Annotated in this window: 21 protein-coding genes, 2 tRNA genes and 3 rRNA genes; 17 read left to right on the top strand and 9 right to left on the bottom strand. The window is 55.7% G+C overall.

All coding sequences use genetic code 11. The features are described 5' to 3' along the window. Nucleotides 1-39 precede the first annotated feature (39 nt). From LOY56_RS23925 to LOY56_RS23910, 4 genes are all read left to right on the top strand, one after another. Nucleotides 40-633 carry an aminodeoxychorismate/anthranilate synthase component II gene (locus tag LOY56_RS23925; protein ID WP_008067458.1) on the top strand — a complete coding sequence of 198 codons (594 nt, stop codon included), beginning with the start codon at nucleotides 40-42 and terminating at the stop codon, nucleotides 631-633. A gap of 9 nt (nucleotides 634-642) precedes the next feature. After that, nucleotides 643-1,692, top strand: a complete 1,050-nt coding sequence (gene trpD, locus LOY56_RS23920) for an anthranilate phosphoribosyltransferase (RefSeq protein WP_258617522.1) — start codon at nucleotides 643-645, stop codon at nucleotides 1,690-1,692. After that, a complete protein-coding gene (trpC, locus tag LOY56_RS23915) occupies nucleotides 1,689-2,525 on the top strand; it encodes an indole-3-glycerol phosphate synthase TrpC (protein WP_258617519.1) in 837 nt (278 codons plus the stop codon). The genes trpD and trpC overlap by 4 nt, the downstream gene beginning before the upstream one ends. Nucleotides 2,526-2,667: 142 nt before the next feature. Further along, complete coding sequence (locus tag LOY56_RS23910) at nucleotides 2,668-3,366, top strand: lipoyl protein ligase domain-containing protein (RefSeq protein WP_258617509.1); 699 nt, start codon at nucleotides 2,668-2,670, stop codon at nucleotides 3,364-3,366. Between the two features lie 39 nt (nucleotides 3,367-3,405). On the opposite strand, the gene crp is transcribed toward LOY56_RS23910, so the two are convergent. After that, complete coding sequence (gene crp, locus LOY56_RS23905; RefSeq protein ID WP_258617507.1) at nucleotides 3,406-4,050, bottom strand: cAMP-activated global transcriptional regulator CRP; 645 nt, start codon at nucleotides 4,048-4,050, stop codon at nucleotides 3,406-3,408. Between the two features lie 248 nt (nucleotides 4,051-4,298). Here crp and LOY56_RS23900 point away from each other — a divergent pair, with 248 nt between their 5' ends. Together LOY56_RS23900 and speD are read left to right on the top strand one after the other, a co-directional pair. After that, entirely contained in the window at nucleotides 4,299-4,721 is a 423-nt protein-coding gene (locus LOY56_RS23900; protein ID WP_007941657.1) for an OsmC family protein, read from the top strand. A gap of 238 nt (nucleotides 4,722-4,959) precedes the next feature. Next, nucleotides 4,960-5,754: an adenosylmethionine decarboxylase gene (gene speD, locus LOY56_RS23895; protein WP_258617502.1), complete on the top strand. Its 795-nt coding sequence runs from the start codon at nucleotides 4,960-4,962 to the stop codon at nucleotides 5,752-5,754. A gap of 136 nt (nucleotides 5,755-5,890) precedes the next feature. Here the strand turns inward: speD and coq7 are convergent, their stop codons facing one another. The 5 genes from coq7 to hemJ form a co-directional block, all read right to left on the bottom strand. Continuing rightward, nucleotides 5,891-6,538, bottom strand: a complete 648-nt coding sequence (gene coq7 / locus LOY56_RS23890; protein ID WP_258617501.1) for a 2-polyprenyl-3-methyl-6-methoxy-1,4-benzoquinone monooxygenase — start codon at nucleotides 6,536-6,538, stop codon at nucleotides 5,891-5,893. A gap of 140 nt (nucleotides 6,539-6,678) precedes the next feature. After that, the gene (locus tag LOY56_RS23885; RefSeq protein WP_007906873.1) at nucleotides 6,679-7,017 is read right to left on the bottom strand and encodes a histidine triad nucleotide-binding protein; all 339 of its coding nucleotides are present in this window, start codon (nucleotides 7,015-7,017) and stop codon (nucleotides 6,679-6,681) included. 81 nt (nucleotides 7,018-7,098) lie between these two features. Continuing rightward, a complete protein-coding gene (locus LOY56_RS23880; protein ID WP_046052341.1) occupies nucleotides 7,099-7,887 on the bottom strand; it encodes an SDR family oxidoreductase in 789 nt (262 codons plus the stop codon). A 62-nt stretch (nucleotides 7,888-7,949) separates the two neighbouring features. Next, nucleotides 7,950-8,927 carry a DUF805 domain-containing protein gene (locus LOY56_RS23875; protein WP_258617492.1) on the bottom strand — a complete coding sequence of 326 codons (978 nt, stop codon included), beginning with the start codon at nucleotides 8,925-8,927 and terminating at the stop codon, nucleotides 7,950-7,952. A gap of 203 nt (nucleotides 8,928-9,130) precedes the next feature. Continuing rightward, complete coding sequence (gene hemJ, locus LOY56_RS23870; protein ID WP_007906869.1) at nucleotides 9,131-9,562, bottom strand: protoporphyrinogen oxidase HemJ; 432 nt, start codon at nucleotides 9,560-9,562, stop codon at nucleotides 9,131-9,133. A 135-nt stretch (nucleotides 9,563-9,697) separates the two neighbouring features. Here hemJ and argC point away from each other — a divergent pair, with 135 nt between their 5' ends. Both argC and erpA read left to right on the top strand, forming a co-directional pair. Then, nucleotides 9,698-10,732, top strand: a complete 1,035-nt coding sequence (argC, locus tag LOY56_RS23865) for an N-acetyl-gamma-glutamyl-phosphate reductase (protein ID WP_258617488.1) — start codon at nucleotides 9,698-9,700, stop codon at nucleotides 10,730-10,732. Nucleotides 10,733-10,900: 168 nt separating this feature from the next. Beyond that, nucleotides 10,901-11,251, top strand: a complete 351-nt coding sequence (gene erpA / locus LOY56_RS23860; RefSeq protein WP_007906865.1) for an iron-sulfur cluster insertion protein ErpA — start codon at nucleotides 10,901-10,903, stop codon at nucleotides 11,249-11,251. A 73-nt stretch (nucleotides 11,252-11,324) separates the two neighbouring features. Here the strand turns inward: erpA and LOY56_RS23855 are convergent, their stop codons facing one another. Beyond that, nucleotides 11,325-12,416: an anhydro-N-acetylmuramic acid kinase gene (locus LOY56_RS23855; RefSeq protein WP_258617487.1), complete on the bottom strand. Its 1,092-nt coding sequence runs from the start codon at nucleotides 12,414-12,416 to the stop codon at nucleotides 11,325-11,327. A gap of 3 nt (nucleotides 12,417-12,419) precedes the next feature. Continuing rightward, nucleotides 12,420-13,838 carry a peptidoglycan DD-metalloendopeptidase family protein gene (locus tag LOY56_RS23850; protein WP_258617486.1) on the bottom strand — a complete coding sequence of 473 codons (1,419 nt, stop codon included), beginning with the start codon at nucleotides 13,836-13,838 and terminating at the stop codon, nucleotides 12,420-12,422. Nucleotides 13,839-14,047: 209 nt separating this feature from the next. Between LOY56_RS23850 and tyrS the strand changes: the two genes are divergently transcribed. Continuing rightward, nucleotides 14,048-15,247, top strand: coding sequence for a tyrosine--tRNA ligase (gene tyrS, locus LOY56_RS23845; protein WP_258617484.1), 1,200 nt, complete (start codon nucleotides 14,048-14,050; stop codon nucleotides 15,245-15,247). Here tyrS and LOY56_RS23840 read toward each other — a convergent pair. Further along, nucleotides 15,234-15,662 (bottom strand): hypothetical protein, encoded by a 429-nt coding sequence (locus tag LOY56_RS23840; protein WP_258617482.1) that lies wholly within the window; start codon nucleotides 15,660-15,662, stop codon nucleotides 15,234-15,236. The two genes, tyrS and LOY56_RS23840, sit on opposite strands and share 14 nt — an antisense overlap. Nucleotides 15,663-15,798: 136 nt before the next feature. Here LOY56_RS23840 and LOY56_RS23835 point away from each other — a divergent pair. From LOY56_RS23835 to LOY56_RS23800, 8 genes are all read left to right on the top strand, one after another. Next, nucleotides 15,799-17,335: ribosomal RNA gene (locus tag LOY56_RS23835) — 16S ribosomal RNA — on the top strand. Nucleotides 17,336-17,417: 82 nt separating this feature from the next. Then, nucleotides 17,418-17,494, top strand: a tRNA-Ile gene (locus tag LOY56_RS23830). A gap of 30 nt (nucleotides 17,495-17,524) precedes the next feature. Continuing rightward, a tRNA-Ala gene (locus tag LOY56_RS23825) sits at nucleotides 17,525-17,600 on the top strand. A 235-nt stretch (nucleotides 17,601-17,835) separates the two neighbouring features. Then, nucleotides 17,836-20,727: ribosomal RNA gene (locus tag LOY56_RS23820) — 23S ribosomal RNA — on the top strand. Between the two features lie 148 nt (nucleotides 20,728-20,875). Then, nucleotides 20,876-20,991 (top strand): 5S ribosomal RNA (gene rrf / locus LOY56_RS23815). The 16S, 23S and 5S rRNA genes sit together here with 2 tRNA genes alongside, the layout of an rRNA operon. Nucleotides 20,992-21,127: 136 nt before the next feature. Next, entirely contained in the window at nucleotides 21,128-22,087 is a 960-nt protein-coding gene (gene birA / locus LOY56_RS23810) for a bifunctional biotin--[acetyl-CoA-carboxylase] ligase/biotin operon repressor BirA (RefSeq protein ID WP_258617480.1), read from the top strand. Continuing rightward, nucleotides 22,077-22,826 (top strand): pantothenate kinase, encoded by a 750-nt coding sequence (locus LOY56_RS23805; RefSeq protein WP_258617478.1) that lies wholly within the window; start codon nucleotides 22,077-22,079, stop codon nucleotides 22,824-22,826. The genes birA and LOY56_RS23805 overlap by 11 nt, the downstream gene beginning before the upstream one ends. 7 nt (nucleotides 22,827-22,833) lie before the next feature. Further along, nucleotides 22,834-23,274, top strand: a complete 441-nt coding sequence (locus tag LOY56_RS23800; protein WP_258617475.1) for a hypothetical protein — start codon at nucleotides 22,834-22,836, stop codon at nucleotides 23,272-23,274. Nucleotides 23,275-23,404: the final 130 nt, after the last annotated feature.

Here is a 23,404-nt window from a genome sequence, read left to right as displayed (position 1 = left end):
CGTATTAAAAGTCAGTGAATTCAAGAGGTTTTTAACGCCATGTTGCTGATGATCGATAACTACGACTCTTTTACTTACAACGTTGTGCAATACCTTGGCGAGCTAGGCTCCGAGGTTAAAGTCGTGCGCAACGATGAACTCACCATTGCCGAAATCGAAGCCCTCAACCCTGAGCGCATCGTCGTGTCTCCCGGTCCTTGCACCCCAACCGAAGCCGGTATTTCCATCGAAGCGATCAAGCATTTCGCCGGCAAGCTGCCGATTCTCGGCGTTTGCCTGGGCCACCAGTCCATCGGCCAAGCCTTTGGGGGCGATGTGGTCCGGGCCCGTCAAGTCATGCACGGTAAGACTAGCCCGGTGTTCCACGAGGATAAGGGCGTATTCGAAGGTCTTAATCGCCCGCTGACGGTGACCCGCTATCACTCGCTGATCGTCAAGCGCGAAACTCTGCCCGATTGCCTGGAACTGACCGCCTGGACCCAGCTCGAAGACGGCTCGGTCGACGAGATCATGGGCTTGCGCCACAAGACACTGAACATTGAAGGTGTGCAATTTCACCCTGAGTCTATCCTCACCGAACAGGGTCACGAGCTGTTCGCCAATTTTCTCAAACAAACCGGCGGCACGCGCTAAGGACTTTCCATGGATATCAAGACAGCCCTGAGCCGTATCGTCGGCCACCTCGACCTCAGTACCGATGAGATGCGCGATGTCATGCGCGAAATCATGACCGGGCAATGCACGGATGCGCAGATCGGCGCGTTCATGATGGCCATGCGCATGAAGAGCGAAAGCATCGACGAAATCGTCGGTGCCGTGACGGCGATGCGCGAGTTGGCGGACAAGGTTGAACTCAACACCCTTGACGGCGTGGTCGATGTGGCTGGCACCGGCGGCGATGGGGCGAACATTTTCAACGTGTCCACCGCGTCCTCGTTCGTGGTCGCGGCGGCCGGTTGCACCGTGGCCAAGCACGGTAACCGTGCGGTATCGGGCAAAAGCGGCAGCGCCGACTTGCTGGAAGCGGCGGGTATCTACCTCAACCTGACCCCGGCCCAGGTGGCGCGCTGCATCGACAACGTCGGTATCGGTTTCATGTTTGCCCAGACCCACCACAGTGCCATGAAGCACACCGCCGGTCCGCGCCGGGAGTTGGGCCTGCGCACGCTGTTCAACATGCTCGGCCCGCTTACGAATCCGGCCGGTGTGAAACATCAGGTGGTGGGTGTGTTCAGTCAGGCGTTGTGCCGGCCATTGGCCGAAGTTTTGCAGCGTCTGGGCAGCAAACATGTGCTGGTGGTGCACTCCAAGGATGGCCTGGACGAGTTCAGTCTGGCGGCACCGACTTTCGTGGCGGAATTGAAGAATGACCAGATCACCGAGTATTGGGTCGAACCCGAAGACTTGGGGATGAAGAGTCAGAGCCTGCACGGCCTAGCGGTGGACAGCCCGGCGGCCTCCCTTGAGCTGATTCACGATGCCTTGGGCAAGCGCAAGACCGAGAACGGTCAGAAAGCCGCGGAGATGATCATGCTCAATGCCGGTGCCGCGCTGTACGCCGCCGACCATGCCAGCAGTTTGAAAGAAGGCGTTGCCCTGGCGCACGATGCGCTGCACACAGGCCTCGCTCGAGAAAAACTTGAGGAATTGGGTGCATTTACCGCGGTATTCAAAGTGGAGAATGAGGGATGAGTGTACCGACGGTTCTGGAAAAAATTCTGGCCCGCAAAGTTCAGGAAGTCGCCGAGCGTAGCGCTCGCGTATGTCTGGCGGAGCTGGAAAACCTGGCCAAGGCGGCCGATACACCCCGTGGTTTTGCCAAGGCATTGATCGATCAGGCCAAGACGAAACACCCCGCGGTCATTGCTGAAATCAAGAAAGCTTCACCGAGCAAAGGCGTGATTCGCGAGAACTTCATGCCTGCCGACATCGCCAGAAGTTACGAAAAGGGCGGGGCGACTTGCCTGTCGGTGCTCACCGACATCGATTTCTTTCAGGGCGCCGATGCGTATCTGCAGCAGGCTCGGGCGGCGTGCAAGTTGCCGGTGATCCGCAAGGACTTCATGATCGATCCTTATCAGATCGTCGAAGCCCGAGCACTGGGCGCTGACTGCGTGCTGTTGATCGTCTCCGCACTGGACGACGTGAAGATGGCCGAGTTGGCGGCGGTGGCCAAAAGCGTCGGTCTCGATGTGTTGGTAGAAGTTCACGACGGTGACGAACTGGAGCGGGCCTTGAAAACCCTCGACACGCCGCTGGTTGGCGTGAACAACCGTAACCTGCACACCTTCGACGTCAATCTGGAAACCACCCTCGACCTGTTGCCGCGCATTCCGCGTGATCGCCTGGTGATTACTGAAAGCGGCATTCTTAACCGGGCCGATGTCGAGCTGATGGAAATCAGCGATGTGTATGCATTTCTGGTCGGCGAAGCGTTCATGCGCGCCGAAAGCCCGGGTACTGAACTGCAGCGTCTGTTCTTTCCCGAGCGTGGTGTTCCAGTGAGCGGTTCTTCGCTCGACTGAACACCGCTTCGCGAGCAGGCTCGCTCCGACAGGACCCGGTACCGATCACAAAATATGGCCGCCGGGATCAAATGTAGGAGCGAGCCTGCTCGCGAAGGCGGCAAGGAATGCAACATAGACTGATCGCCTTACGGATTACCTTATGACCCCAACCCCCCTGACCATCGAAGCCGGCCTGCTCGCCGAACAGAATCTGCTGGCCCATGTGTGCACCGGTGAGTCGGAGTTCGGTCTGCTGTTCTGGCAACCCACTGACCGCGCATTGGTCATGCCCCGTCGCTTGAATCGCCTGCCACAATTCGAAGCAGCATGCGAAATATCCGCTGCTGCCGGCTGGCCGGTACTGCTGCGTGAAACCGGCGGTGAGCCGGTGCCGCAATCGGCATCGACCATCAACATCGCACTGGTTTATGCCCCGCCACGCAGCGAAGGCGATCTGAACCGCATCGAAACCGGCTACCGGCGTCTGTGCGATCCGATCTGTCAGCTACTGGATGAATTGGGCGGTACTTCGTCGCTGGGCGAAATCGAGGGCGCGTTCTGCGACGGCCGTTTCAACGTCAATCTCGATGGCCGAAAAATGGTCGGCACTGCCCAGCGTTGGCGCCAGAGCAAGGGCGGTCAGCGTCCGGTCGGGCTGGTGCACGGGGCAATGTTGGTCGATAACGAGCGAGAGTCGATGGCGGCGGCGGTCAATCACTTCAACGAAGCCTGCGGCCTGGAACAGCGGGTTCGTGCTGAAAGCCACATCGCCATGCATGAGAAGTTTGCCGCTCCCGAGGCACTGGAACGGCTCGATGCGCTATACCGACAGTTGCTGGCAGAAATGCTCGGGGCTTAAGTTATCTGAGTTTGGTTTTCGGAGCTTTAATTTTCGAGCTTAGCGCGTACCGAAGACCACCATGGTCTTGCCTTTGACGTCGACCAGGTTGCGCTCTTCCAGATCCTTGAGCACGCGGCCAACCATCTCACGGGAACACCCGACAATCCGGCCGATTTCCTGACGGGTCACCTTGATTTGCATGCCGTCCGGGTGGGTCATGGCGTCTGGCTGCTTGCACAGTTCCAGCAGGCAGCGCGCAACGCGACCGGTCACGTCGAAGAACGCCAGGTCGCCGACCTTGCGCGTGGTATTGCGCAGGCGTTGTGCGATTTGTCCGCTGAGCACGTAAAGAATGTCCGGATCCTGTTGGGACAGCTCGCGGAATTTCGCGTAGCTGATTTCCGCAACGTCGCATTCGGCCTTGGCACGTACCCAGGCGCTGCGCTCCTGTTCCAGGCCGGCTTGCTCAAACAGACCCAGCTCACCGAAAAAGTCGCCGGAATTGAGGTAGGCAATGATCATTTCACGGCCGTCGTCATCCTCGATCAGGATAGTCACAGAACCTTTGATGATGAAAAACAGCGTGTCCGAGCGGTCGCCGGCACAGATGATGTTGCTCTTGGCTGTGTAGCGACGGCGCTGGCAGTGCATCAACAGTTTGTCGAGGTTCTTGATTTTGGGTGTGGGGGTAATAGCAACCATGGTTGTATCCCGAAAAGACTGCACGGTATGTTGGTTTTTTTGTAGGCGCTGGCAAGCTTGCGATTTTTTTATCCGCTACAAAACTGGCTATGTGCCATTGAATTGGCGCCAGCTTAACAGACGCATTCCTTCAAGATTCGAGAATTTGCCTACAGCGCATATAGTTATGTCCTTGGAAGGCGACGCGCTGTCATTCAAGGGGCCTGTGCTAAGCTGGCGACCCTTTTTTATACAGTGGAGTCTTGGCGATGAAGGCACGCATCCAATGGGCTGGCGAAGCCATGTTCCTCGGCGAATCCGGCAGCGGTCATGTCGTGGTCATGGACGGTCCGCCCGATGCCGGCGGTCGTAACCTGGGTGTCCGGCCGATGGAAATGCTCCTGCTGGGTGTTGGTGGGTGCAGCAATTTCGATGTGGTCAGCATCCTCAAGAAGTCCCGTCAGGCCGTTGAAAGCTGCGAAGCCTTCCTTGAAGCCGAGCGTGCGACCGAAGATCCGAAGGTGTTCACCAAGATCCATATGCACTTCGTGGTCAAGGGCCGCGGGCTGAAGGAAGCCCAGGTCAAGCGCGCCATCGAGCTGTCGGCCGAGAAATATTGCTCGGCCTCGATCATGCTCGGCGCGGCTGGTGTGGCGATTACCCATGACTACGAAATCATCGAGCTCGGTTGAATCGACATTCAACTATCATAAAAGCAGTGCAGACTCTGGCGATCCATAGCTGACGTCTGCATAATGCGCCACTTTTTTCAGGGCGGTGATCGGTCAGCGGACAGGTCGCTTGCCTGAACAGACAACCAAAATCGCCATCGCGAAGAGGTGTTAACCGTCCTACGCAGATGCGTCGTTTGCATCTGACGGGCATGCTTGATCACGCGGCCAGCCCGCAATACATAGAGAGTTTTTAACGGTGAAAAGCAAACTCAAGCTCCACGGGTTCAATAACCTGACAAAGACCTTGAGCTTCAACATCTATGACATCTGCTACGCGGAAACCCCGCAAGACCAACAGGCTTACGTCGAGTACATCAATAAAGAGTACAACGCCAAACGCCTGACGCAGATCCTCACAGAAGTTGTCGATATCATTGGTGCCAATATCCTGAACATCGCCAGTCAGGACTATGAACCTCAGGGCGCCAGCGTGACGATTCTGATCTCTGAAGAGCCGGTGACCCCGACCGACAGTCAGATCGAAGAGTCTCCGGGTCCGTTGCCCGAAATCATTCTGGCTCACCTCGACAAGAGCCACATCACGGTGCATACCTACCCGGAGATCCATCCGGTGGACGGTATCGCGACGTTCCGTGTGGACATCGACGTGTCGACCTGTGGCGTCATTTCACCGCTCAAAGCGCTCAATTTCCTGATTCACCAGTTCGATTCGGACATCGTGACCGTGGATTATCGCGTGCGCGGCTTCACTCGTGACGTTGAAGGCAAGAAGCACTTCATCGACCACGAGATCAACTCGATCCAGAACTACCTGTCCGAAGACACACGCGACGCGTACCAGATGACCGACGTGAACGTGTACCAGGAAAACCTGTTCCACACAAAAATGCTGTTGAAGAACTTCGAACTGGATAACTACCTGTTCGGCGACGCCACCAGCAACCTTTCCTCTGAGCAACGTGCTCAGGTGACTGATCGTGTGAAACACGAAATGCTCGAAATCTTCTACGCGCGCAACATGCCAAGTTAAGAGTTCCGAGTACAAAAAAGGCGACTACCTTGCGGTAATCGCCTTTTTTATTGCTGGTGCGATATGGCCCTTGTAGGAGCGAGCGGTGCGGCGACCCGACTTGCCCACGAAGAGGCCCTGTTTTACAACCTGATCCTCAGATCCGATAAGTACTCTTGGTCATCACCTTGGCCAACAAGCTCATCCCGAACTTCACCGGCGCCGGAAAACGAAATCCACCGGCCTCCAGCGCGCTTTCAGCGTGGTGCTCTTCATCGATGCGCATCTGCTCAAGGATCGCCCGGGATTTTTCGTCCTCGGCTGGCAGTTGCTCAAGGTGTTCGTTCAAGTGTTTGCAGACCTGATGCTCGGTGGCAGCAACGAAACCCAGGCTGACTTTGTCGCTGATTAACCCAGCCACCGCGCCAATCCCGAATGACATTCCATAGAACAGCGGATTGAGGATGCTGGTGTGGCTGCCCAACTGATGAATGCGTTGTTCGCACCACACCAGATGGTCGATTTCCTCTTCGGCGGCGTGCTCCATGGCGGCGCGCACGTTCGGCAGCCTGGCGGTCAGGGCCTGACCTTGATACAACGCCTGGGCGCAGACTTCTCCAGTGTGGTTGATGCGCATCAGACCGGCGACGTGCCGGGTTTCTTCGTCGCTCATTTGTGCATCCGGCTGCACAATGGCAGGCGAGGGACGGTACGGCTGGCCACTGAAGGGCAGCAAAGTCCGCATCGCGGCATCGGCTTGCAGCAGAAGACGGTCAATCGGCGAGTAGTGACGTTGGGTAGTCATGCTGACCTCCGGGAAGAATCTCGGCGGCCAGTTTAACCCAATCGGCCAGGGGAGGGTTTGCGCTGGGTCATTTCCGGTGGGGCGACACCAATCCTGTAGGAGCGAGCGGTGCGGCGATCCTACAGGGGACGGATGGTGAATCAGCCCGGCGGCCAGTGCATCTGGCGCTGACCCAACACATGCATATGAATGTGATAAACGGTCTGCCCGCCCAATTCATTGCAGTTCATGACTACGCGGAAACCTTCTTCACAACCCAATTCCAGCGCCAGACGCTGGGCCGTGAACAGAATATGCCCGGCCAAAGCCTTGTCGTCCTCGGTGAGGTCGTTGAGGGTGCGCACCGGTTTCTTCGGGACCACCAGGAAATGCACGGGGGCCTGTGGCGCGATGTCGTGGAAGGCCAGTACCTGGTCGTCCTCATAAATGATCTTCGCCGGGATTTCCCGGTTGATGATCTTGGTGAACAGAGTATCCACAGCTGTTTTCTCCGTTGTTTGGGCTGGCCTGAGTGTAACCATGGGTTATCTCAGCGCCCAGTCTTTTGCCTTAAGGATGGATCAGCGCGGGCAATAGGCTTTGTTCACCATGCCCGCGATCGTCCGGGTCAGCCAGCGTGAGCCTAGCCGCGGCAGGAAGGCGCGCCAGCGGTTGCGTCGACCCGGAATAATGATGGCGCGATTTTTCTCCAGAGCCCGCACGGTATAGAGCGCGACTTCTTCAGGACTCATCAGCATTTTGCTGTCGACCAGTTTGCCAGCGTCCAATTGCGCGGTGCGGAAAAACGCCGTGCGGGTCGGGCCGGGGCAGAGTACCGATACCTTGACCGCGCACTTCTTCAGTTCGACGCGTAAACCTTCGGAAAAATGCAGTACGTAAGCCTTGCTGGCGTAGTAAGTGCTCATCCAGGGACCGGGATGGAACGCCGCCACCGAGGCGACGTTTAGAATCTGCCCGCCGCCTTGCAAGGCCATGCTGTTACCGATGGCATGACACAAGCGAGTGAGGGCCAGGATGTTCACTTCGATCAAGTCCTGCTCGGTCATCCAGTCTTGCGCCAGGAACGGACCGCAGGTGCCGATGCCGGCACAGTTGACCAGCAGATCGATTTGCCGGTCGCCTTCTTCCAGCTCCAGCAAAAATCCGGACAGCCTCAGCGGCTCGCCCAGGTCACAGGCACGAAACAGCACCTCCACGCCAAAACGTTGAGTCAGTTCAATCGCAATGCTTTCCAGCTGATCACGCTGTCGGGCCACCAAAATCAGGCTGCGGCCGCGCCGGGCCAGGGCTTCGGCCATCGCCAGGCCGATGCCGCTGGAAGCGCCAGTGATCAGAGCGTAACGGGTCATGCGGTTCTCCATCGCAACGGCTCCGCGCCGGCGACGCAGGTGTCACGGGCGGGGAGCGCTGTTCATTCTTTCGCAGAGTCTACAGGGGGCTCGGCTGCTTCGGCTGCCTCATCGGCTGAATTTACTGCTTGTTCGGCCACTTCGGCCGGCTCGACTTCAACTTCGTCGGTGATCACCGAGCTGCTTTGATAGGCGCTCTCGGTGGCACTTTCATACTCATCCTGGATCGCGGTGAGGCCGCCAGTCAGCCCGCCGACAAACATGATCGCGATAAACACCAGCCACAGCGAAGCCAGCACCCTGACGGCGTTGCTGTTGGGCGGTGGTGGTGCGCCATATCGGTTGGCGGTGATATTGCCCGGCACGATCATTATTACAAACGGAAAAACGCTGCCCACGAACGGCACAAGGTTCAGCAGCCAGAGCCAGCCGGACCAGCCGATATCGTGCAGGCGCTGCACGCTGAACTGGATGCTGATGAATGCGAGCACCACGACCAGGACAAAGGCCAGCAGACCCGCGAGAATCAAGCCAGCAGTCGAGTCGGTGCTGATGAGGGCGAGGCCGAACACAGCCAGCACGGCGCCAACACCAAGCGTCACCAGCGTAAGCGCCATTGTCCAGGCCAGAAAGCGCAAGCGGCCGATGCGACCAACGAAGCTGAATGCCTTGAGTGCAGAAAACTCCGGCAATGTTTCGCCGACAGAGGCTCGGGGTGGCGCATAGGGAGAATCGGGATCTGCCGTGACAGGCTGGTTGTTGGCGGAGGCGTGTTCGTGAACATCGGACAGGTTCAGCTCGATCGAGGGTTCTGTTTCGATTCGGGCATCGATGCCGGTTTTCGTCAGTGCCTGAAGATAAGTCTGCGCATCGGCGTGTGACAGGTCGCGTTTGAGCGCAACCTTCCGGCCACTGAACAAGCGCTCGATGGCCGCGACATCGCTTTTGAACAGCTCGGCGAGATTGAGCTTCGCGGTGGCGGCGTCAGCACCTGGCAGCAGAGCGCCATCGAAGACGATCTTGAAACGGTTTTCACTCATGGCCGAGGCATCCTTGTCGCGAGAGTTTGTAATAGACGATGTTGCAAGTATGGAGTGTAGGGTCAGCCGGATTAGGCTGGCCAAGTTTTTCTGTCAGCGCGGCCAGCGCTTGGCCAGCGCCGCCGCCAGTTCCAGCGTCTTGCGGTATTCGGTATCGAGACGTGCGACCCGTTGATCGACACACGGGTCGAAAAAAAAAGGATCTAAAACGGCCGAACGACGACCAGAATTACGATAGCCAGCAATATCAGCACCGGCACTTCATTGAACCAGCGATAAAAGACATGGCTGCGGGTGTTTTCGCCACGGGCAAAACGTTTTACCTGTGCGCCACACATGTGGTGATAGCCGATCAGGATTACCACAAGGGTCAATTTGGCATGCATCCACGCACCTTGGGTGAAGTAGGCGCTTGGGTTGAGGCTGATCAGCCAGATGCCGAACACCAGGGTGGCGATCATCGCCGGGCCCATGATGCCCCGGTAGAGCTTGCGCTCCATGATACTGAAGCGTTCCTTGCTGACGGTGTCTTCGCTTTGGGCGTGATAGACGAACAGGCGCGGCAGGTAAAACAGGCCGGCAAACCAGCAGACCATGCTGACGATATGAAGCGCTTTGAGCCACAGATAAAGCATTTTTAGTTATTCCCAGGTTCACGGTAGCCCGAATAGTAGAGGCTTGAGCCGCCACACGTCACCTTGACGGTTGTCGCAGCGCCGCGCGGCCCCTATTATCGACGGCTTTCCAGTGGGTTCGTTGAGGGCAGGTTTATGGTCAAGGTCGGTATCGTCGGCGGCACGGGTTACACCGGTGTCGAACTGCTGCGTCTGTTGGCACAGCATCCGCAAGCTGAAGTGGTAGTGATCACTTCCCGATCCGAGGCCGGCCTGGCCGTGGCCGATATGTACCCGAACCTGCGAGGCCATTACGACGGGCTGGCGTTCAGCGTTCCGGACATCAAGACCCTCGGGGCCTGCGACGTGGTGTTCTTCGCCACGCCGCACGGTGTCGCCCATGCTCTGGCGGGAGAGTTACTGGCGGCTGGGACCAAGGTCATCGACCTGTCGGCAGACTTCCGTCTGCAAGACGCCGAGGAGTGGGCCAAATGGTACGGCCAGCCGCACGGCGCGCCGGAACTGCTGGGGGAGGCGGTCTACGGCTTGCCGGAAGTCAATCGCGAGCAAATCAAGCAAGCGCGCCTGATTGCTGTGCCGGGTTGCTACCCGACTGCCACGCAATTGGGTTTCCTGCCATTGCTTGAAGCCGGTCTGGCCGATACCACTCGTTTGATCGCAGACTGCAAATCCGGCGTCAGCGGCGCCGGTCGTGGCGCTTCTGTAGGTTCGCTGTACTCCGAGACGTCGGAAAGCATGAAGGCTTACGCCGTCAAAGGGCACCGTCACTTGCCGGAAATCCGTCAGGGTCTGCGTCGTGCAGCGGGCAAGGACGTGGGGCTGACCTTCGTTCCGCACCTGACGCCAATGATTCGCGGTATTCATTCGACGCTCTACGCGACGGTCGTGGATCGCTCGGTGGATCTGCAAGCGTTGTTCGAAAAGCGCTATGCCAACGAACCGTTCGTCGATGTAATGCCTCCCGGCAGCCATCCGGAAACCCGTAGCGTGCGCGGCGCCAACGTGTGCCGTATCGCCGTGCATCGTCCGCAGGATGGTGATCTGGTGGTGGTGTTGTCGGTGATCGACAACCTGGTCAAAGGCGCGTCGGGTCAGGCGGTGCAGAACCTCAATATCCTGTTCGGTCTGGATGAGCGTCTGGGTCTGTCTCATGCGGGCATGTTGCCATAAGGGTTTATCCCGCTCAGCAAAAAGGCCCGTCGAACGGGCCTTTTTGCATTGTGGTCTGGCAATTGGGTTGATTGATATACCGTAACAATAGTTGACCGATTTTCTGGGAGAAGCGGATAATGCGCGTCATCACGCATTATGGCGGCGTAACGCCGGGAGATAGTCAGCATGAGCGTCGAATCCTTCACCCCCACGGCTTTGCAATTCACCCACGGTGCCGCACACAAGGTGAAGAGCCTGGTCGATGAAGAGGGGAATGATCGCTTGAAGCTGCGCGTATTCGTTACGGGCGGCGGTTGTTCAGGGTTTCAATACGGCTTCACCTTCGATGAAGAAGTGGCCGATGACGACACCATCGTCGAGCGCGAAGGCGTCAGCCTGGTGGTCGATCCGATGAGCTTCCAGTACCTGGCAGGTGCCGAAGTGGATTACCAGGAAGGTCTGGAAGGTTCGCGTTTCGTGATCAAGAACCCGAACGCTACCACCACGTGTGGCTGCGGCTCTTCGTTTTCGATCTGATCGCACCTCACCGCATTACCAAACGCCGCGGAGTCTCAGGACTCTGCGGCGTTTTGCTGTCTGGGGTTCAGGTTCAGGCGGGGTAGATGGCGCCGAGTACGCGTAGGCCGCAGGCACCGGTGACACTCGGACGGTTGGCCGCGATACCTTCCAGGCAGCAATGGGCCAGCCAGGCGAAGGCCATGGCTTCGACCCAGTCCGGGTCTACGCCGTAAGCGGCAGTGCTGCTGACTTGCGCATTCGGCAACAGACTGGCCAGGCGCTTCATCAGCGTGGCGTTGTGCGCGCCGCCACCACAAACCAGCAGCTCCCGTGTATCCGATTGGGCGCTTTGCAATGACTCGACAATGGTCAGCGCAGTCAGCTCAAGCAGCGTGGCCTGTACGTCTTCGGCAGCGAAGGTCGGTAGCTGCGACAGATGCTGCATCAGCCACGGCAGATTGAACACTTCGCGGCCAGTGCTTTTCGGGCCTTGGGTCACAAAGAATGGATCACTGAGCAGCTCGTTCAACAGAACCGGTTCAACCTTGCCGCTGGCGGCCCATAGGCCGTCACGATCAAAGTTGTCGCCGCGTTGCTGGTGAATCCAGGCATCCAGCAGAACGTTCCCGGGGCCGCAGTCAAACCCGGCCACAGGCTTGCCGGGTTCGATCAGGCTGAGGTTGCTGAACCCGCCGACGTTCAATACCGCGCGGTTGCCAGGTCGTTCTTCAAACAGGGCTTCGTGAAAGGCTGGAACCAGTGGCGCGCCTTGCCCGCCTGCGGCTACATCGCGGCTGCGGAAATCGCTGACGACGGTGATGCCGGTCAGCTCGGTGAGTAAGGCCGGGTTGCCGATTTGCACCGTGAACCCGCGCGCCGGCTCATGGCGAATGGTCTGGCCATGGCTGCCGATCGCGCGAATGTCGTCGGGTTTCAGATTTTGTTGGTTGAGGAGGGTGTGAATGCCCTGTGCGGCCAGTTTCACCCAGTTCTGCTGGGCAATGGCGGAGCGGGCAATCTCGTCCGGGCCGCTGGCGCACAAGCCAAGTAGCTCGGCGCGCAGGGAATCAGGCATAGGGATGTAATGAGTGGCGATCAGCTTGATCGCCGGGGCGTGTTCGATCAACGCAATGTCCAGGCCATCAAGGCTGGTCCCGGACATCACACCTATATAGAGCGCCATGGCTTAGCGTTTACTCGAAGCCAGCTGGGTGGTTTTCTCTTGATCCATGCGCGCCATCAGCGGTTGGCTTTGCGCGAGGAAGCGTGAGCGTTCAGCTTTGGAGATCGGATCGGCCATCGCTACTTTCTGGCCCAGCGGATCGACGTGCACGCCATTGACCTGGAATTCGTAGTGCAAGTGCGGGCCGGTGGAGAGACCGGTGGTACCGATGTAACCAATCACCTGACCTTGCTTGACGCTGCCGCCAGTCTTGATGCCTTTGGCGAAGCCCTGCATATGGCCGTACAGCGTGCGGTAGGTATTACCGTGCTGGATGATCACAGTGTTGCCGTAACCGCCGCGACGACCTGCCAACAATACTTTGCCGTCACCGGCAGCCTTGATCGGCGTACCGCGTGGTGCCGCGTAATCGACACCCTTGTGGGCGCGGATCTTGTTCAGGATCGGGTGCTTGCGGCCCATGGAGAATTTCGAACTGATGCGGGCGAAGTCTACCGGGGTACGGATAAACGCCTTGCGCATGCTGTTGCCGTCAGCCGTGTAGTAGCTGCTGTTGCCTTGTTTGTTGGTGTAGCGCACCGCGGTGTAAGTCTTGCCGCGGTTGGTGAAGCGTGCGGAGAGGATCGGGCCGTTGCCGACAGCTTTGCCGTTGACGACCTTCTGTTCATAGATCACATCGAACTCGTCACCCTGGCGAATATCCTGGGCGAAGTCGACGTCATAGCCAAACACACTGGCCATATCCATGGTCAGGCTGTGGGACAAACCGGCTCGGGCGGCAGATTGCGACAGCGAACTGTTGATCACGCCATGGACGTAGGCGGAGCGAACGGTAGGCTTGGCAGTAATGCGATTGAACGCATAACCCTTGTCGTTCCTGGTCAGGCTGATGCTTTCCATGTCGCTGACTTTACTGTGCAAGTTCGTCAGCTGGCCATCCGGGCTCAGTTCGAACTCAAGCTTCTGCCCATGCTTGAGTTGGCTGAACTGCTTGGCTTGCTTGTCGCTGGCCAGTACTTCATGCACCGAAGTGGCCGGAAGACCGACTTTCTCGAACAAAGTCGAAAGAGTGTCGCCTTTGGCAACGATCACTTCCCTGTGGCCTGGCGCCTTCTTTTCTTCGATGACTGGCGCGGGGGCGGCCTGGGCGGTTTTCTGGGTGTCTTCGACGCTATTTTCGATCTGCGCGAAAGGGGAGGCTACCGGTTCATTTGTGGCTTGAACGGCGTCGGCGGCGTCTTGATCTTGTGTCAGTTGTTCTGCAGGGTTTTCCAGTTCAAGGCTCAGTGTCGTCTTTTTGGCTTCAACATCACTGGAAGGGAATACCAGAAGCGCCAGGCTGAGAAGGGCGGCGATGCCACTTGCTGCGAGCAGGTGGGTCTTCGGGTAAAGCGGTGGCGCTTTAGACGGTTTTGTGGTCATAGGTAATTTTGACTTTGAAAAAATGAATTGGAAAAGATGAATAACTGATGAAGACGAAATAACTGTATAAAATATAACCAAATCATCTCTGAAGCAAGTCTGCGAACGCGCTGTCCGTGGATTGGCGTCCGTGCGCCGGGCAAAACTTGTATTTGGTGTGCGATCTTGTATGGTTGTTCCCCTTTGAATTCGAGCCTTGCGGGTCTGTTATGAAGTCGGTTGAAGAGCAGCTAGCGCTGATCAAACGTGGTGCAGAAGAACTGTTGGTCGAGTCCGAGCTGATCGAAAAGCTCAAGCGTGGCCAGCCACTGCGTATTAAGGCAGGCTTCGATCCGACAGCGCCGGATTTGCACCTGGGTCACACTGTGCTTATTAATAAGCTGCGCCAGTTCCAGGAGCTGGGTCACCAGGTGATCTTCCTTATAGGTGACTTCACCGGGATGATCGGTGATCCAAGCGGCAAGAGCGCGACACGTCCTCCGCTCACCCGTGAGCAGGTTCTCGAGAATGCCGAGACCTACAAGACTCAGGTCTTCAAGATTCTTGATCCGGCCAAGACCGAAGTGGCGTTCAACTCCACCTGGATGGATCAGATGAAGCCGGCCGACTTCATTCGCCTGACTTCGCAATACACCGTGGCTCGCATGCTTGAACGCGACGATTTCGACAAGCGCTACACCACCAATCAGCCAATTGCCATTCACGAATTCCTCTATCCGCTGGTTCAGGGTTATGACTCGGTCGCGTTGCGCGCGGATGTCGAGCTGGGGGGTACCGATCAGAAGTTCAACCTGTTGATGGGGCGCGAACTGCAGCGTAGTTATGGTCAAGAGGCTCAATGCATTCTGACCATGCCGTTGCTCGAAGGTCTGGATGGCGTGAAGAAGATGTCCAAGTCCTTGGGCAACTACGTCGGTATCCAGGAGGCGCCGGGTGTCATGTACGGCAAGCTGGTCTCTATTCCGGATGCGCTGATGTGGCGTTACTTCGAATTGCTCAGCTTCCGCTCCATGGAAGAGATTAATGCCTTCCGGGCTGATGTCGAGGCAGGTGCGAATCCGCGTGACATCAAGATCAAGTTGGCCGAAGAGATCGTTGCGCGCTTCCATGGTGAAGAGGCGGCGGCGAATGCTCATCGTGCGGCGGGCAATCGTATGAAAGAGGGTGAGTTGCCGGATGATCTGCCGGAAATCGAGTTGACCGCTGCCGAGGATATGCCGATTGCTGCTGTCCTTAATAAAGCGGGCTTGGTGAAGAACTCCGCTGTGGCGCGCGACCTTCTCGGTTCTGGTGGTGTGCGTATAGATGGTGAGGTTGTCGATCGCACCTTTATATACGTACTGGGATCGACCCATGTTTGCCAGGCCGGGAAGAAGGCGTTTGCGCGTATTACGCTCAAATCTGAATAAAGCTCAAATCAGGGGTTGACGGCAGATTCTGAAAGCCTATAATTCGCCCCACTTCCGGCGCAGTCGAAACGGAAAACTCCTTGGTAAACAAAGAGTTACGCAGTTTTCGACAGTGGTTACGCTTCAGTTCATCGAAGCTAGAAGGAGTTGAAAGGGCGGTGTTGTTTGGCTCTTTTGACGGTTCGATCTTCTCGGTCGAAAGCGGAAAAAGAGGTGTTGACAGCGGCGAGTAACGCTGTAGAATTCGCCTCCCGCTAACGAGAGATCGAAAGCGCAAGTGGTTGAAGTTGTTAAGGAAAACCTTGAAAACTTCTGAAAATAACCGCTTGACAGCAACAGAGGCTGCTGTAGAATGCGCGCCTCGGTTGAGACGAAAGATCTTAACCAACCGCTCTTTAACAACTGAATCAAGCAATTCGTGTGGGTGCTTGTGGAGTCAGACTGATAGTCAACAAGATTATCAGCATCACAAGTTACTCCGCGAGAAATCAAAGATGTAACCAACGATTGCTGAGCCAAGTTTAGGGTTTCTTAAAAACCCAAAGATGTTTGAACTGAAGAGTTTGATCATGGCTCAGATTGAACGCTGGCGGCAGGCCTAACACATGCAAGTCGAGCGGTAGAGAGGTGCTTGCACCTCTTGAGAGCGGCGGACGGGTGAGTAATGCCTAGGAATCTGCCTGGTAGTGGGGGATAACGCTCGGAAACGGACGCTAATACCGCATACGTCCTACGGGAGAAAGCAGGGGACCTTCGGGCCTTGCGCTATCAGATGAGCCTAGGTCGGATTAGCTAGTTGGTGAGGTAATGGCTCACCAAGGCGACGATCCGTAACTGGTCTGAGAGGATGATCAGTCACACTGGAACTGAGACACGGTCCAGACTCCTACGGGAGGCAGCAGTGGGGAATATTGGACAATGGGCGAAAGCCTGATCCAGCCATGCCGCGTGTGTGAAGAAGGTCTTCGGATTGTAAAGCACTTTAAGTTGGGAGGAAGGGCAGTTACCTAATACGTAATTGTTTTGACGTTACCGACAGAATAAGCACCGGCTAACTCTGTGCCAGCAGCCGCGGTAATACAGAGGGTGCAAGCGTTAATCGGAATTACTGGGCGTAAAGCGCGCGTAGGTGGTTCGTTAAGTTGGATGTGAAATCCCCGGGCTCAACCTGGGAACTGCATTCAAAACTGACGAGCTAGAGTATGGTAGAGGGTGGTGGAATTTCCTGTGTAGCGGTGAAATGCGTAGATATAGGAAGGAACACCAGTGGCGAAGGCGACCACCTGGACTGATACTGACACTGAGGTGCGAAAGCGTGGGGAGCAAACAGGATTAGATACCCTGGTAGTCCACGCCGTAAACGATGTCAACTAGCCGTTGGGAGCCTTGAGCTCTTAGTGGCGCAGCTAACGCATTAAGTTGACCGCCTGGGGAGTACGGCCGCAAGGTTAAAACTCAAATGAATTGACGGGGGCCCGCACAAGCGGTGGAGCATGTGGTTTAATTCGAAGCAACGCGAAGAACCTTACCAGGCCTTGACATCCAATGAACTTTCCAGAGATGGAAGGGTGCCTTCGGGAACATTGAGACAGGTGCTGCATGGCTGTCGTCAGCTCGTGTCGTGAGATGTTGGGTTAAGTCCCGTAACGAGCGCAACCCTTGTCCTTAGTTACCAGCACGTCATGGTGGGCACTCTAAGGAGACTGCCGGTGACAAACCGGAGGAAGGTGGGGATGACGTCAAGTCATCATGGCCCTTACGGCCTGGGCTACACACGTGCTACAATGGTCGGTACAGAGGGTTGCCAAGCCGCGAGGTGGAGCTAATCCCATAAAACCGATCGTAGTCCGGATCGCAGTCTGCAACTCGACTGCGTGAAGTCGGAATCGCTAGTAATCGCGAATCAGAATGTCGCGGTGAATACGTTCCCGGGCCTTGTACACACCGCCCGTCACACCATGGGAGTGGGTTGCACCAGAAGTAGCTAGTCTAACCTTCGGGAGGACGGTTACCACGGTGTGATTCATGACTGGGGTGAAGTCGTAACAAGGTAGCCGTAGGGGAACCTGCGGCTGGATCACCTCCTTAATCGACGACATCAGCTGCTCCATAAGTTCCCACACGAATTGCTTGATTCATTGAAGAAGACGATAAGAAGCAGCCCGAAATTGGGTCTGTAGCTCAGTTGGTTAGAGCGCACCCCTGATAAGGGTGAGGTCGGCAGTTCGAATCTGCCCAGACCCACCAATTTTGTGTGGGAAACGCCTGTAGAAATACGGGGCCATAGCTCAGCTGGGAGAGCGCCTGCCTTGCACGCAGGAGGTCAACGGTTCGATCCCGTTTGGCTCCACCACTACTGCTTCTGTTTGTTGAAAGCTTAGAAATGAGCATTCCACCAAGACGGTGTTGAATGTTGATTTCTAGTCTTTGATTAGATCGTTCTTTAAAAATTTGGGTATGTGATAGAAAGATAGACTGGATGGCACTTTCACTGGTGTTGTTCAGGCTAAGGTAAAATTTGTGAGTTTAATCGCGAATTTTCGGCGAATGTCGTCTTCACAGTATAACCAGATTGCTTGGGGTTATATGGTCAAGTGAAGAAGCGCATACGGTGGATGCCTTGGCAGTCAGAGGCGATGAAAGACGTGGTAGCCTGCGAAAAGCTTCGGGGAGTCGGCAAACAGACTTTGATCCGGAGATGTCTGAATGGGGGAACCCACCTAACATAAGTTAGGTATCTTAAGCTGAATACATAGGCTTAAGAAGCGAACCAGGGGAACTGAAACATCTAAGTACCCTGAGGAAAAGAAATCAACCGAGATTCCCTTAGTAGTGGCGAGCGAACGGGGACTAGCCCTTAAGTGGCTTTGAGATTAGCGGAACGCTCTGGAAAGTGCGGCCATAGTGGGTGATAGCCCTGTACGCGAAAATCTCTTAGTCATGAAATCGAGTAGGACGGAGCACGAGAAACTTTGTCTGAATATGGGGGGACCATCCTCCAAGGCTAAATACTACTGACTGACCGATAGTGAACTAGTACCGTGAGGGAAAGGCGAAAAGAACCCCGGAGAGGGGAGTGAAATAGATCCTGAAACCGTATGCGTACAAGCAGTGGGAGCCCACTTTGTTGGGTGACTGCGTACCTTTTGTATAATGGGTCAGCGACTTATTTTCAGTGGCGAGCTTAACCGAATAGGGGAGGCGTAGCGAAAGCGAGTCTTAATAGGGCGTCTAGTCGCTGGGAATAGACCCGAAACCGGGCGATCTATCCATGGGCAGGTTGAAGGTTGGGTAACACTAACTGGAGGACCGAACCGACTACCGTTGAAAAGTTAGCGGATGACCTGTGGATCGGAGTGAAAGGCTAATCAAGCTCGGAGATAGCTGGTTCTCCTCGAAAGCTATTTAGGTAGCGCCTCATGTATCACTGTAGGGGGTAGAGCACTGTTTCGGCTAGGGGGTCATCCCGACTTACCAAACCGATGCAAACTCCGAATACCTACAAGTGCCGAGCATGGGAGACACACGGCGGGTGCTAACGTCCGTCGTGAAAAGGGAAACAACCCAGACCGTCAGCTAAGGTCCCAAAGTTATGGTTAAGTGGGAAACGATGTGGGAAGGCTTAGACAGCTAGGAGGTTGGCTTAGAAGCAGCCACCCTTTAAAGAAAGCGTAATAGCTCACTAGTCGAGTCGGCCTGCGCGGAAGATGTAACGGGGCTCAAACCATACACCGAAGCTACGGGTATCACTTAGGTGATGCGGTAGAGGAGCGTTCTGTAAGCCTGTGAAGGTGAGTTGAGAAGCTTGCTGGAGGTATCAGAAGTGCGAATGCTGACATGAGTAACGACAATGGGTGTGAAAAACACCCACGCCGAAAGACCAAGGTTTCCTGCGCAACGTTAATCGACGCAGGGTTAGTCGGTCCCTAAGGCGAGGCTGAAAAGCGTAGTCGATGGAAAACAGGTTAATATTCCTGTACTTCTGGTTATTGCGATGGAGGGACGGAGAAGGCTAGGCCAGCTTGGCGTTGGTTGTCCAAGTTTAAGGTGGTAGGCTGGAATCTTAGGTAAATCCGGGATTCTAAGGCCGAGAGCTGATGACGAGTGTTCTTTTAGAACACGAAGTGGTTGATGCCATGCTTCCAAGAAAAGCTTCTAAGCTTCAGGTAACCAGGAACCGTACCCCAAACCGACACAGGTGGTTGGGTAGAGAATACCAAGGCGCTTGAGAGAACTCGGGTGAAGGAACTAGGCAAAATGGCACCGTAACTTCGGGAGAAGGTGCGCCGGTGAGGGTGAAGCATTTACTGCGTAAGCCCATGCCGGTCGAAGATACCAGGCCGCTGCGACTGTTTATTAAAAACACAGCACTCTGCAAACACGAAAGTGGACGTATAGGGTGTGACGCCTGCCCGGTGCCGGAAGGTTAATTGATGGGGTTAGCTAACGCGAAGCTCTTGATCGAAGCCCCGGTAAACGGCGGCCGTAACTATAACGGTCCTAAGGTAGCGAAATTCCTTGTCGGGTAAGTTCCGACCTGCACGAATGGCGTAACGATGGCGGCGCTGTCTCCACCCGAGACTCAGTGAAATTGAAATCGCTGTGAAGATGCAGTGTATCCGCGGCTAGACGGAAAGACCCCGTGAACCTTTACTATAGCTTTGCACTGGACTTTGAATTTGCTTGTGTAGGATAGGTGGGAGGCTTTGAAGCGTGGACGCCAGTTCGCGTGGAGCCAACCTTGAAATACCACCCTGGCAACTTTGAGGTTCTAACTCAGGTCCGTTATCCGGATCGAGGACAGTGTATGGTGGGTAGTTTGACTGGGGCGGTCTCCTCCTAAAGAGTAACGGAGGAGTACGAAGGTGCGCTCAGACCGGTCGGAAATCGGTCGTAGAGTATAAAGGCAAAAGCGCGCTTGACTGCGAGACAGACACGTCGAGCAGGTACGAAAGTAGGTCTTAGTGATCCGGTGGTTCTGTATGGAAGGGCCATCGCTCAACGGATAAAAGGTACTCCGGGGATAACAGGCTGATACCGCCCAAGAGTTCATATCGACGGCGGTGTTTGGCACCTCGATGTCGGCTCATCACATCCTGGGGCTGAAGCCGGTCCCAAGGGTATGGCTGTTCGCCATTTAAAGTGGTACGCGAGCTGGGTTTAGAACGTCGTGAGACAGTTCGGTCCCTATCTGCCGTGGACGTTTGAGATTTGAGAGGGGCTGCTCCTAGTACGAGAGGACCGGAGTGGACGAACCTCTGGTGTTCCGGTTGTCACGCCAGTGGCATTGCCGGGTAGCTATGTTCGGAATAGATAACCGCTGAAAGCATCTAAGCGGGAAACTAGCCTCAAGATGAGATCTCACTGGGACCTTGAGTCCCCTGAAGGGCCGTCGAAGACTACGACGTTGATAGGTTGGGTGTGTAAGCGCTGTGAGGCGTTGAGCTAACCAATACTAATTGCCCGTGAGGCTTGACCATATAACACCCAAGCAATTTGCGTCGAAAGGCCAGATTGCGGTGTGTGAAGACGCAACGAACCGAAAGTTCGAGAAACAAACACACAAATCTATTACATACCCAATTTGCTGAAGCGAGGCCAGCTGGTCACGACTCAGTACCCGAATTTCTTGACGACCATAGAGCATTGGAACCACCTGATCCCATCCCGAACTCAGCAGTGAAACGATGCATCGCCGATGGTAGTGTGGGGTTTCCCCATGTGAGAGTAGGTCATCGTCAAGATTGAATTCCGAAACCCCTATCTGCGTCTGCAGGTAGGGGTTTTGTTTTGTCCGCAGGAAAATCTCGCTTGTAGGGTTTCTATGCAACAGCCCGGGGCATGGCTATTATGCGGGCCTCATTGTGAGGCGGGACTTGCATGCTGACGTTGTTAAAGCTTCTTAAGGATGGTCGATTCCATTCGGGCCAAGCCCTGGGTGCTGCCTTGGGCGTCAGTCGTAGCGCTGTATGGAAGCAGCTTCAGCACTTGGAAGCCGAGCTCGGTTTATCCATTCACAAAGTGCGCGGTCGCGGCTATCAACTGGCTGTGCCATTGACACTGCTTGATCCTGCGGAAATAAGCGTGCGGGCGCCTTCTTGTGAGTGGCCCATTCTGGTCTTCGATTCAATTGACTCCACCAATGCTGAAGCCTTGCGCGCTATCGAGCGTGGCCAGCCTGCGCCATTTCTGGTGCTCGCTGAGCGGCAGACGGCTGGTCGTGGGCGGCGTGGACGTAAATGGGTGAGCCCGTTCGCGGAAAACATCTATTACAGTCTCGTACTGCGCATTGATGGTGGGATGCGACAGCTGGAAGGCTTGAGTCTTGTTGTCGGGCTTGCCGTAATGCAAGCCTTGCGAGGGCTTGGTATTTCAGGTGTGGGGTTGAAGTGGCCGAATGATGTTCTGGTGGGGCAGCAAAAGATTGCGGGAATACTGCTCGAATTAGTGGGGGATCCTGCTGATGTGTGTCACGTGGTGATCGGTGTCGGAATAAATGTGAACATGCAGATGACCGATGAGGTTGATCAGCAATGGACGTCCATGCGCCTCGAGTCAGGTAAGGCCGTTGATCGCAATCATCTGGTTGCGGAGTTAGGGTTGACGCTCCAGGCCTATTTAAATCGCCACCAGGTCGGCGGATTTCCAGCTATCCAGGCGGAGTGGGAGCAAAATCATCTATGGCAAGGGCGGGCAGTGTCGTTGATTGCCGGTGTGAGTCAAATAGATGGAGAGGTGCTGGGTATCGATAGTCAGGGTGCCTTGCGCTTGAAGGTGAATGGTGTGGAGAAGGTCTTTAGTGGTGGCGAGCTCAGCCTGAGGCTGCGTGATGATTCTTGAGCTCGATTGTGGAAACAGTTTCATCAAGTGGCGTGTGCTCGGCGAGGATGTCCGGCGGGTGGTTGGCGAGGGGGTCGTTGATGCGGATCTCGCATTGCTGGAGAGCTTGAAGGGGCTCAAGGGGCTCGCTCTCATGCACTGTCGTTTAGTCAGTGTCAGAACCGCCGAAGAAACCAGTGCGCTGATTTCTCTGCTGACAGAGGCTTTCAGCGTTTCCGTAGTGTGCGCGGCGCCAGCTCGGGAGATGTCCGGGGTTCGAAATGGCTATGAGGAGTTCGAACGGCTAGGGCTTGATCGCTGGCTTGCCGTGCTCGGAGGATTTCATCTGGCTTCGGGTGCTTGTCTGGTGCTCGACTTTGGTACCGCTGTTACGGCTGACTTTATTGCAGGGGATGGTGAGCATCTCGGAGGATTTATCTGTCCGGGAATGCCTTTGATGCGCAACCAGCTACGTACCCATACCCGTAGAATTCGCTATGGAGATCTTGCTGGCGAGCGCGCTTTGGAGAGTCTGGTTCCTGGGCGTACAACCGTCGAGGCGGTCGAGCGAGGTTGTTTGCTAATGTTGAGAGGGTTTGTCCTGACTCAGCTAGAGTTGGCGCGCAGCTATTGGGGGGATGATTTCGCAGTCTTCCTGACTGGAGGGGATGCTGATCTGGTCTCCGAGATTGTGCCCGAGGCCAGGGTGGTTCCAGACCTGGTATTTGTAGGTTTGGCGATGGCGTGTCCCTTGTCCTGAGGTTTTTATGCGTTGGTTGTTCCTGCTGTTGCTTGTTCTCAATATGTTCTATTACGTCTGGCACCAGCAGGAGGCTCCGCTTCGCGCGAAAGATGTAACCCCTTTGAGTTTGTATCGCGGCTCGCAGCAGGATATTCGTTTGTTGAGCGAGGCAACTGATGCTACTCGAGACAAAGGAAAATCTACGCAGGCGGATAGCAGTTGTCTCTATCTGGGAGGTTCTGCTCGACCGGAAATCGCCCAGATAATCGAGCGTCGATTGAGTGACATGGATATCAAGTTTCAGTCCCTGCCGAAGGATCTCCCCGAATATGCTGGTTACTGGGTGCGCATAGCCCCGGAGAGCCAGCGTTTGCTGGGTGACTCGCAGTTGCAAAACCTTTCTAAAGAATTCAATGAGTTAAAACATAAAATAATGCCGTGCGAGGGGGTTGCACCCGTCGAATAGTTTGCATAGAATGGCGCCCGCTCCGCAGTGAAGATCTTTAACGGTTAGCAATGCGAAGCGAGGTCAACGCAGCTAAGCTCAGGTTTTTAATGAGAAAAATGCTTGACAGAAGGCTGGCATGATGTAGAAT

It is taken from the genome of Pseudomonas sp. B21-048 (assembly GCF_024748615.1).
GTDB lineage: Bacteria > Pseudomonadota > Gammaproteobacteria > Pseudomonadales > Pseudomonadaceae > Aquipseudomonas.
The sequence above is the reverse complement of the archived record's forward strand: the minus strand, read 5'-3'. Positions and strand labels throughout refer to the sequence as shown.

Bases quoted from the DNA above. Each gene is read 5' to 3' on its own strand.
- LOY56_RS23925 (WP_008067458.1), top strand. From the start codon at position 40: ATGTTGCTGATGATCGATAACTACGACTCTTTTACTTACAACGTTGTG.
- trpD (WP_258617522.1), top strand. From the start codon at position 643: ATGGATATCAAGACAGCCCTGAGCCGTATCGTCGGCCACCTCGACCTC.
- trpC (WP_258617519.1), top strand. From the start codon at position 1,689: ATGAGTGTACCGACGGTTCTGGAAAAAATTCTGGCCCGCAAAGTTCAG.
- LOY56_RS23910 (WP_258617509.1), top strand. From the start codon at position 2,668: ATGACCCCAACCCCCCTGACCATCGAAGCCGGCCTGCTCGCCGAACAG.
- crp (WP_258617507.1), bottom strand. From the start codon at position 4,050: ATGGTTGCTATTACCCCCACACCCAAAATCAAGAACCTCGACAAACTG.
- LOY56_RS23900 (WP_007941657.1), top strand. From the start codon at position 4,299: ATGAAGGCACGCATCCAATGGGCTGGCGAAGCCATGTTCCTCGGCGAA.
- coq7 (WP_258617501.1), bottom strand. From the start codon at position 6,538: ATGACTACCCAACGTCACTACTCGCCGATTGACCGTCTTCTGCTGCAA.
- LOY56_RS23880 (WP_046052341.1), bottom strand. From the start codon at position 7,887: ATGACCCGTTACGCTCTGATCACTGGCGCTTCCAGCGGCATCGGCCTG.
- LOY56_RS23875 (WP_258617492.1), bottom strand. From the start codon at position 8,927: ATGAGTGAAAACCGTTTCAAGATCGTCTTCGATGGCGCTCTGCTGCCA.
- hemJ (WP_007906869.1), bottom strand. From the start codon at position 9,562: ATGCTTTATCTGTGGCTCAAAGCGCTTCATATCGTCAGCATGGTCTGC.
- argC (WP_258617488.1), top strand. From the start codon at position 9,698: ATGGTCAAGGTCGGTATCGTCGGCGGCACGGGTTACACCGGTGTCGAA.
- erpA (WP_007906865.1), top strand. From the start codon at position 10,901: ATGAGCGTCGAATCCTTCACCCCCACGGCTTTGCAATTCACCCACGGT.
- LOY56_RS23855 (WP_258617487.1), bottom strand. From the start codon at position 12,416: ATGGCGCTCTATATAGGTGTGATGTCCGGGACCAGCCTTGATGGCCTG.
- LOY56_RS23850 (WP_258617486.1), bottom strand. From the start codon at position 13,838: ATGACCACAAAACCGTCTAAAGCGCCACCGCTTTACCCGAAGACCCAC.
- tyrS (WP_258617484.1), top strand. From the start codon at position 14,048: ATGAAGTCGGTTGAAGAGCAGCTAGCGCTGATCAAACGTGGTGCAGAA.
- birA (WP_258617480.1), top strand. From the start codon at position 21,128: ATGCTGACGTTGTTAAAGCTTCTTAAGGATGGTCGATTCCATTCGGGC.
- LOY56_RS23805 (WP_258617478.1), top strand. From the start codon at position 22,077: ATGATTCTTGAGCTCGATTGTGGAAACAGTTTCATCAAGTGGCGTGTG.
- LOY56_RS23800 (WP_258617475.1), top strand. From the start codon at position 22,834: ATGCGTTGGTTGTTCCTGCTGTTGCTTGTTCTCAATATGTTCTATTAC.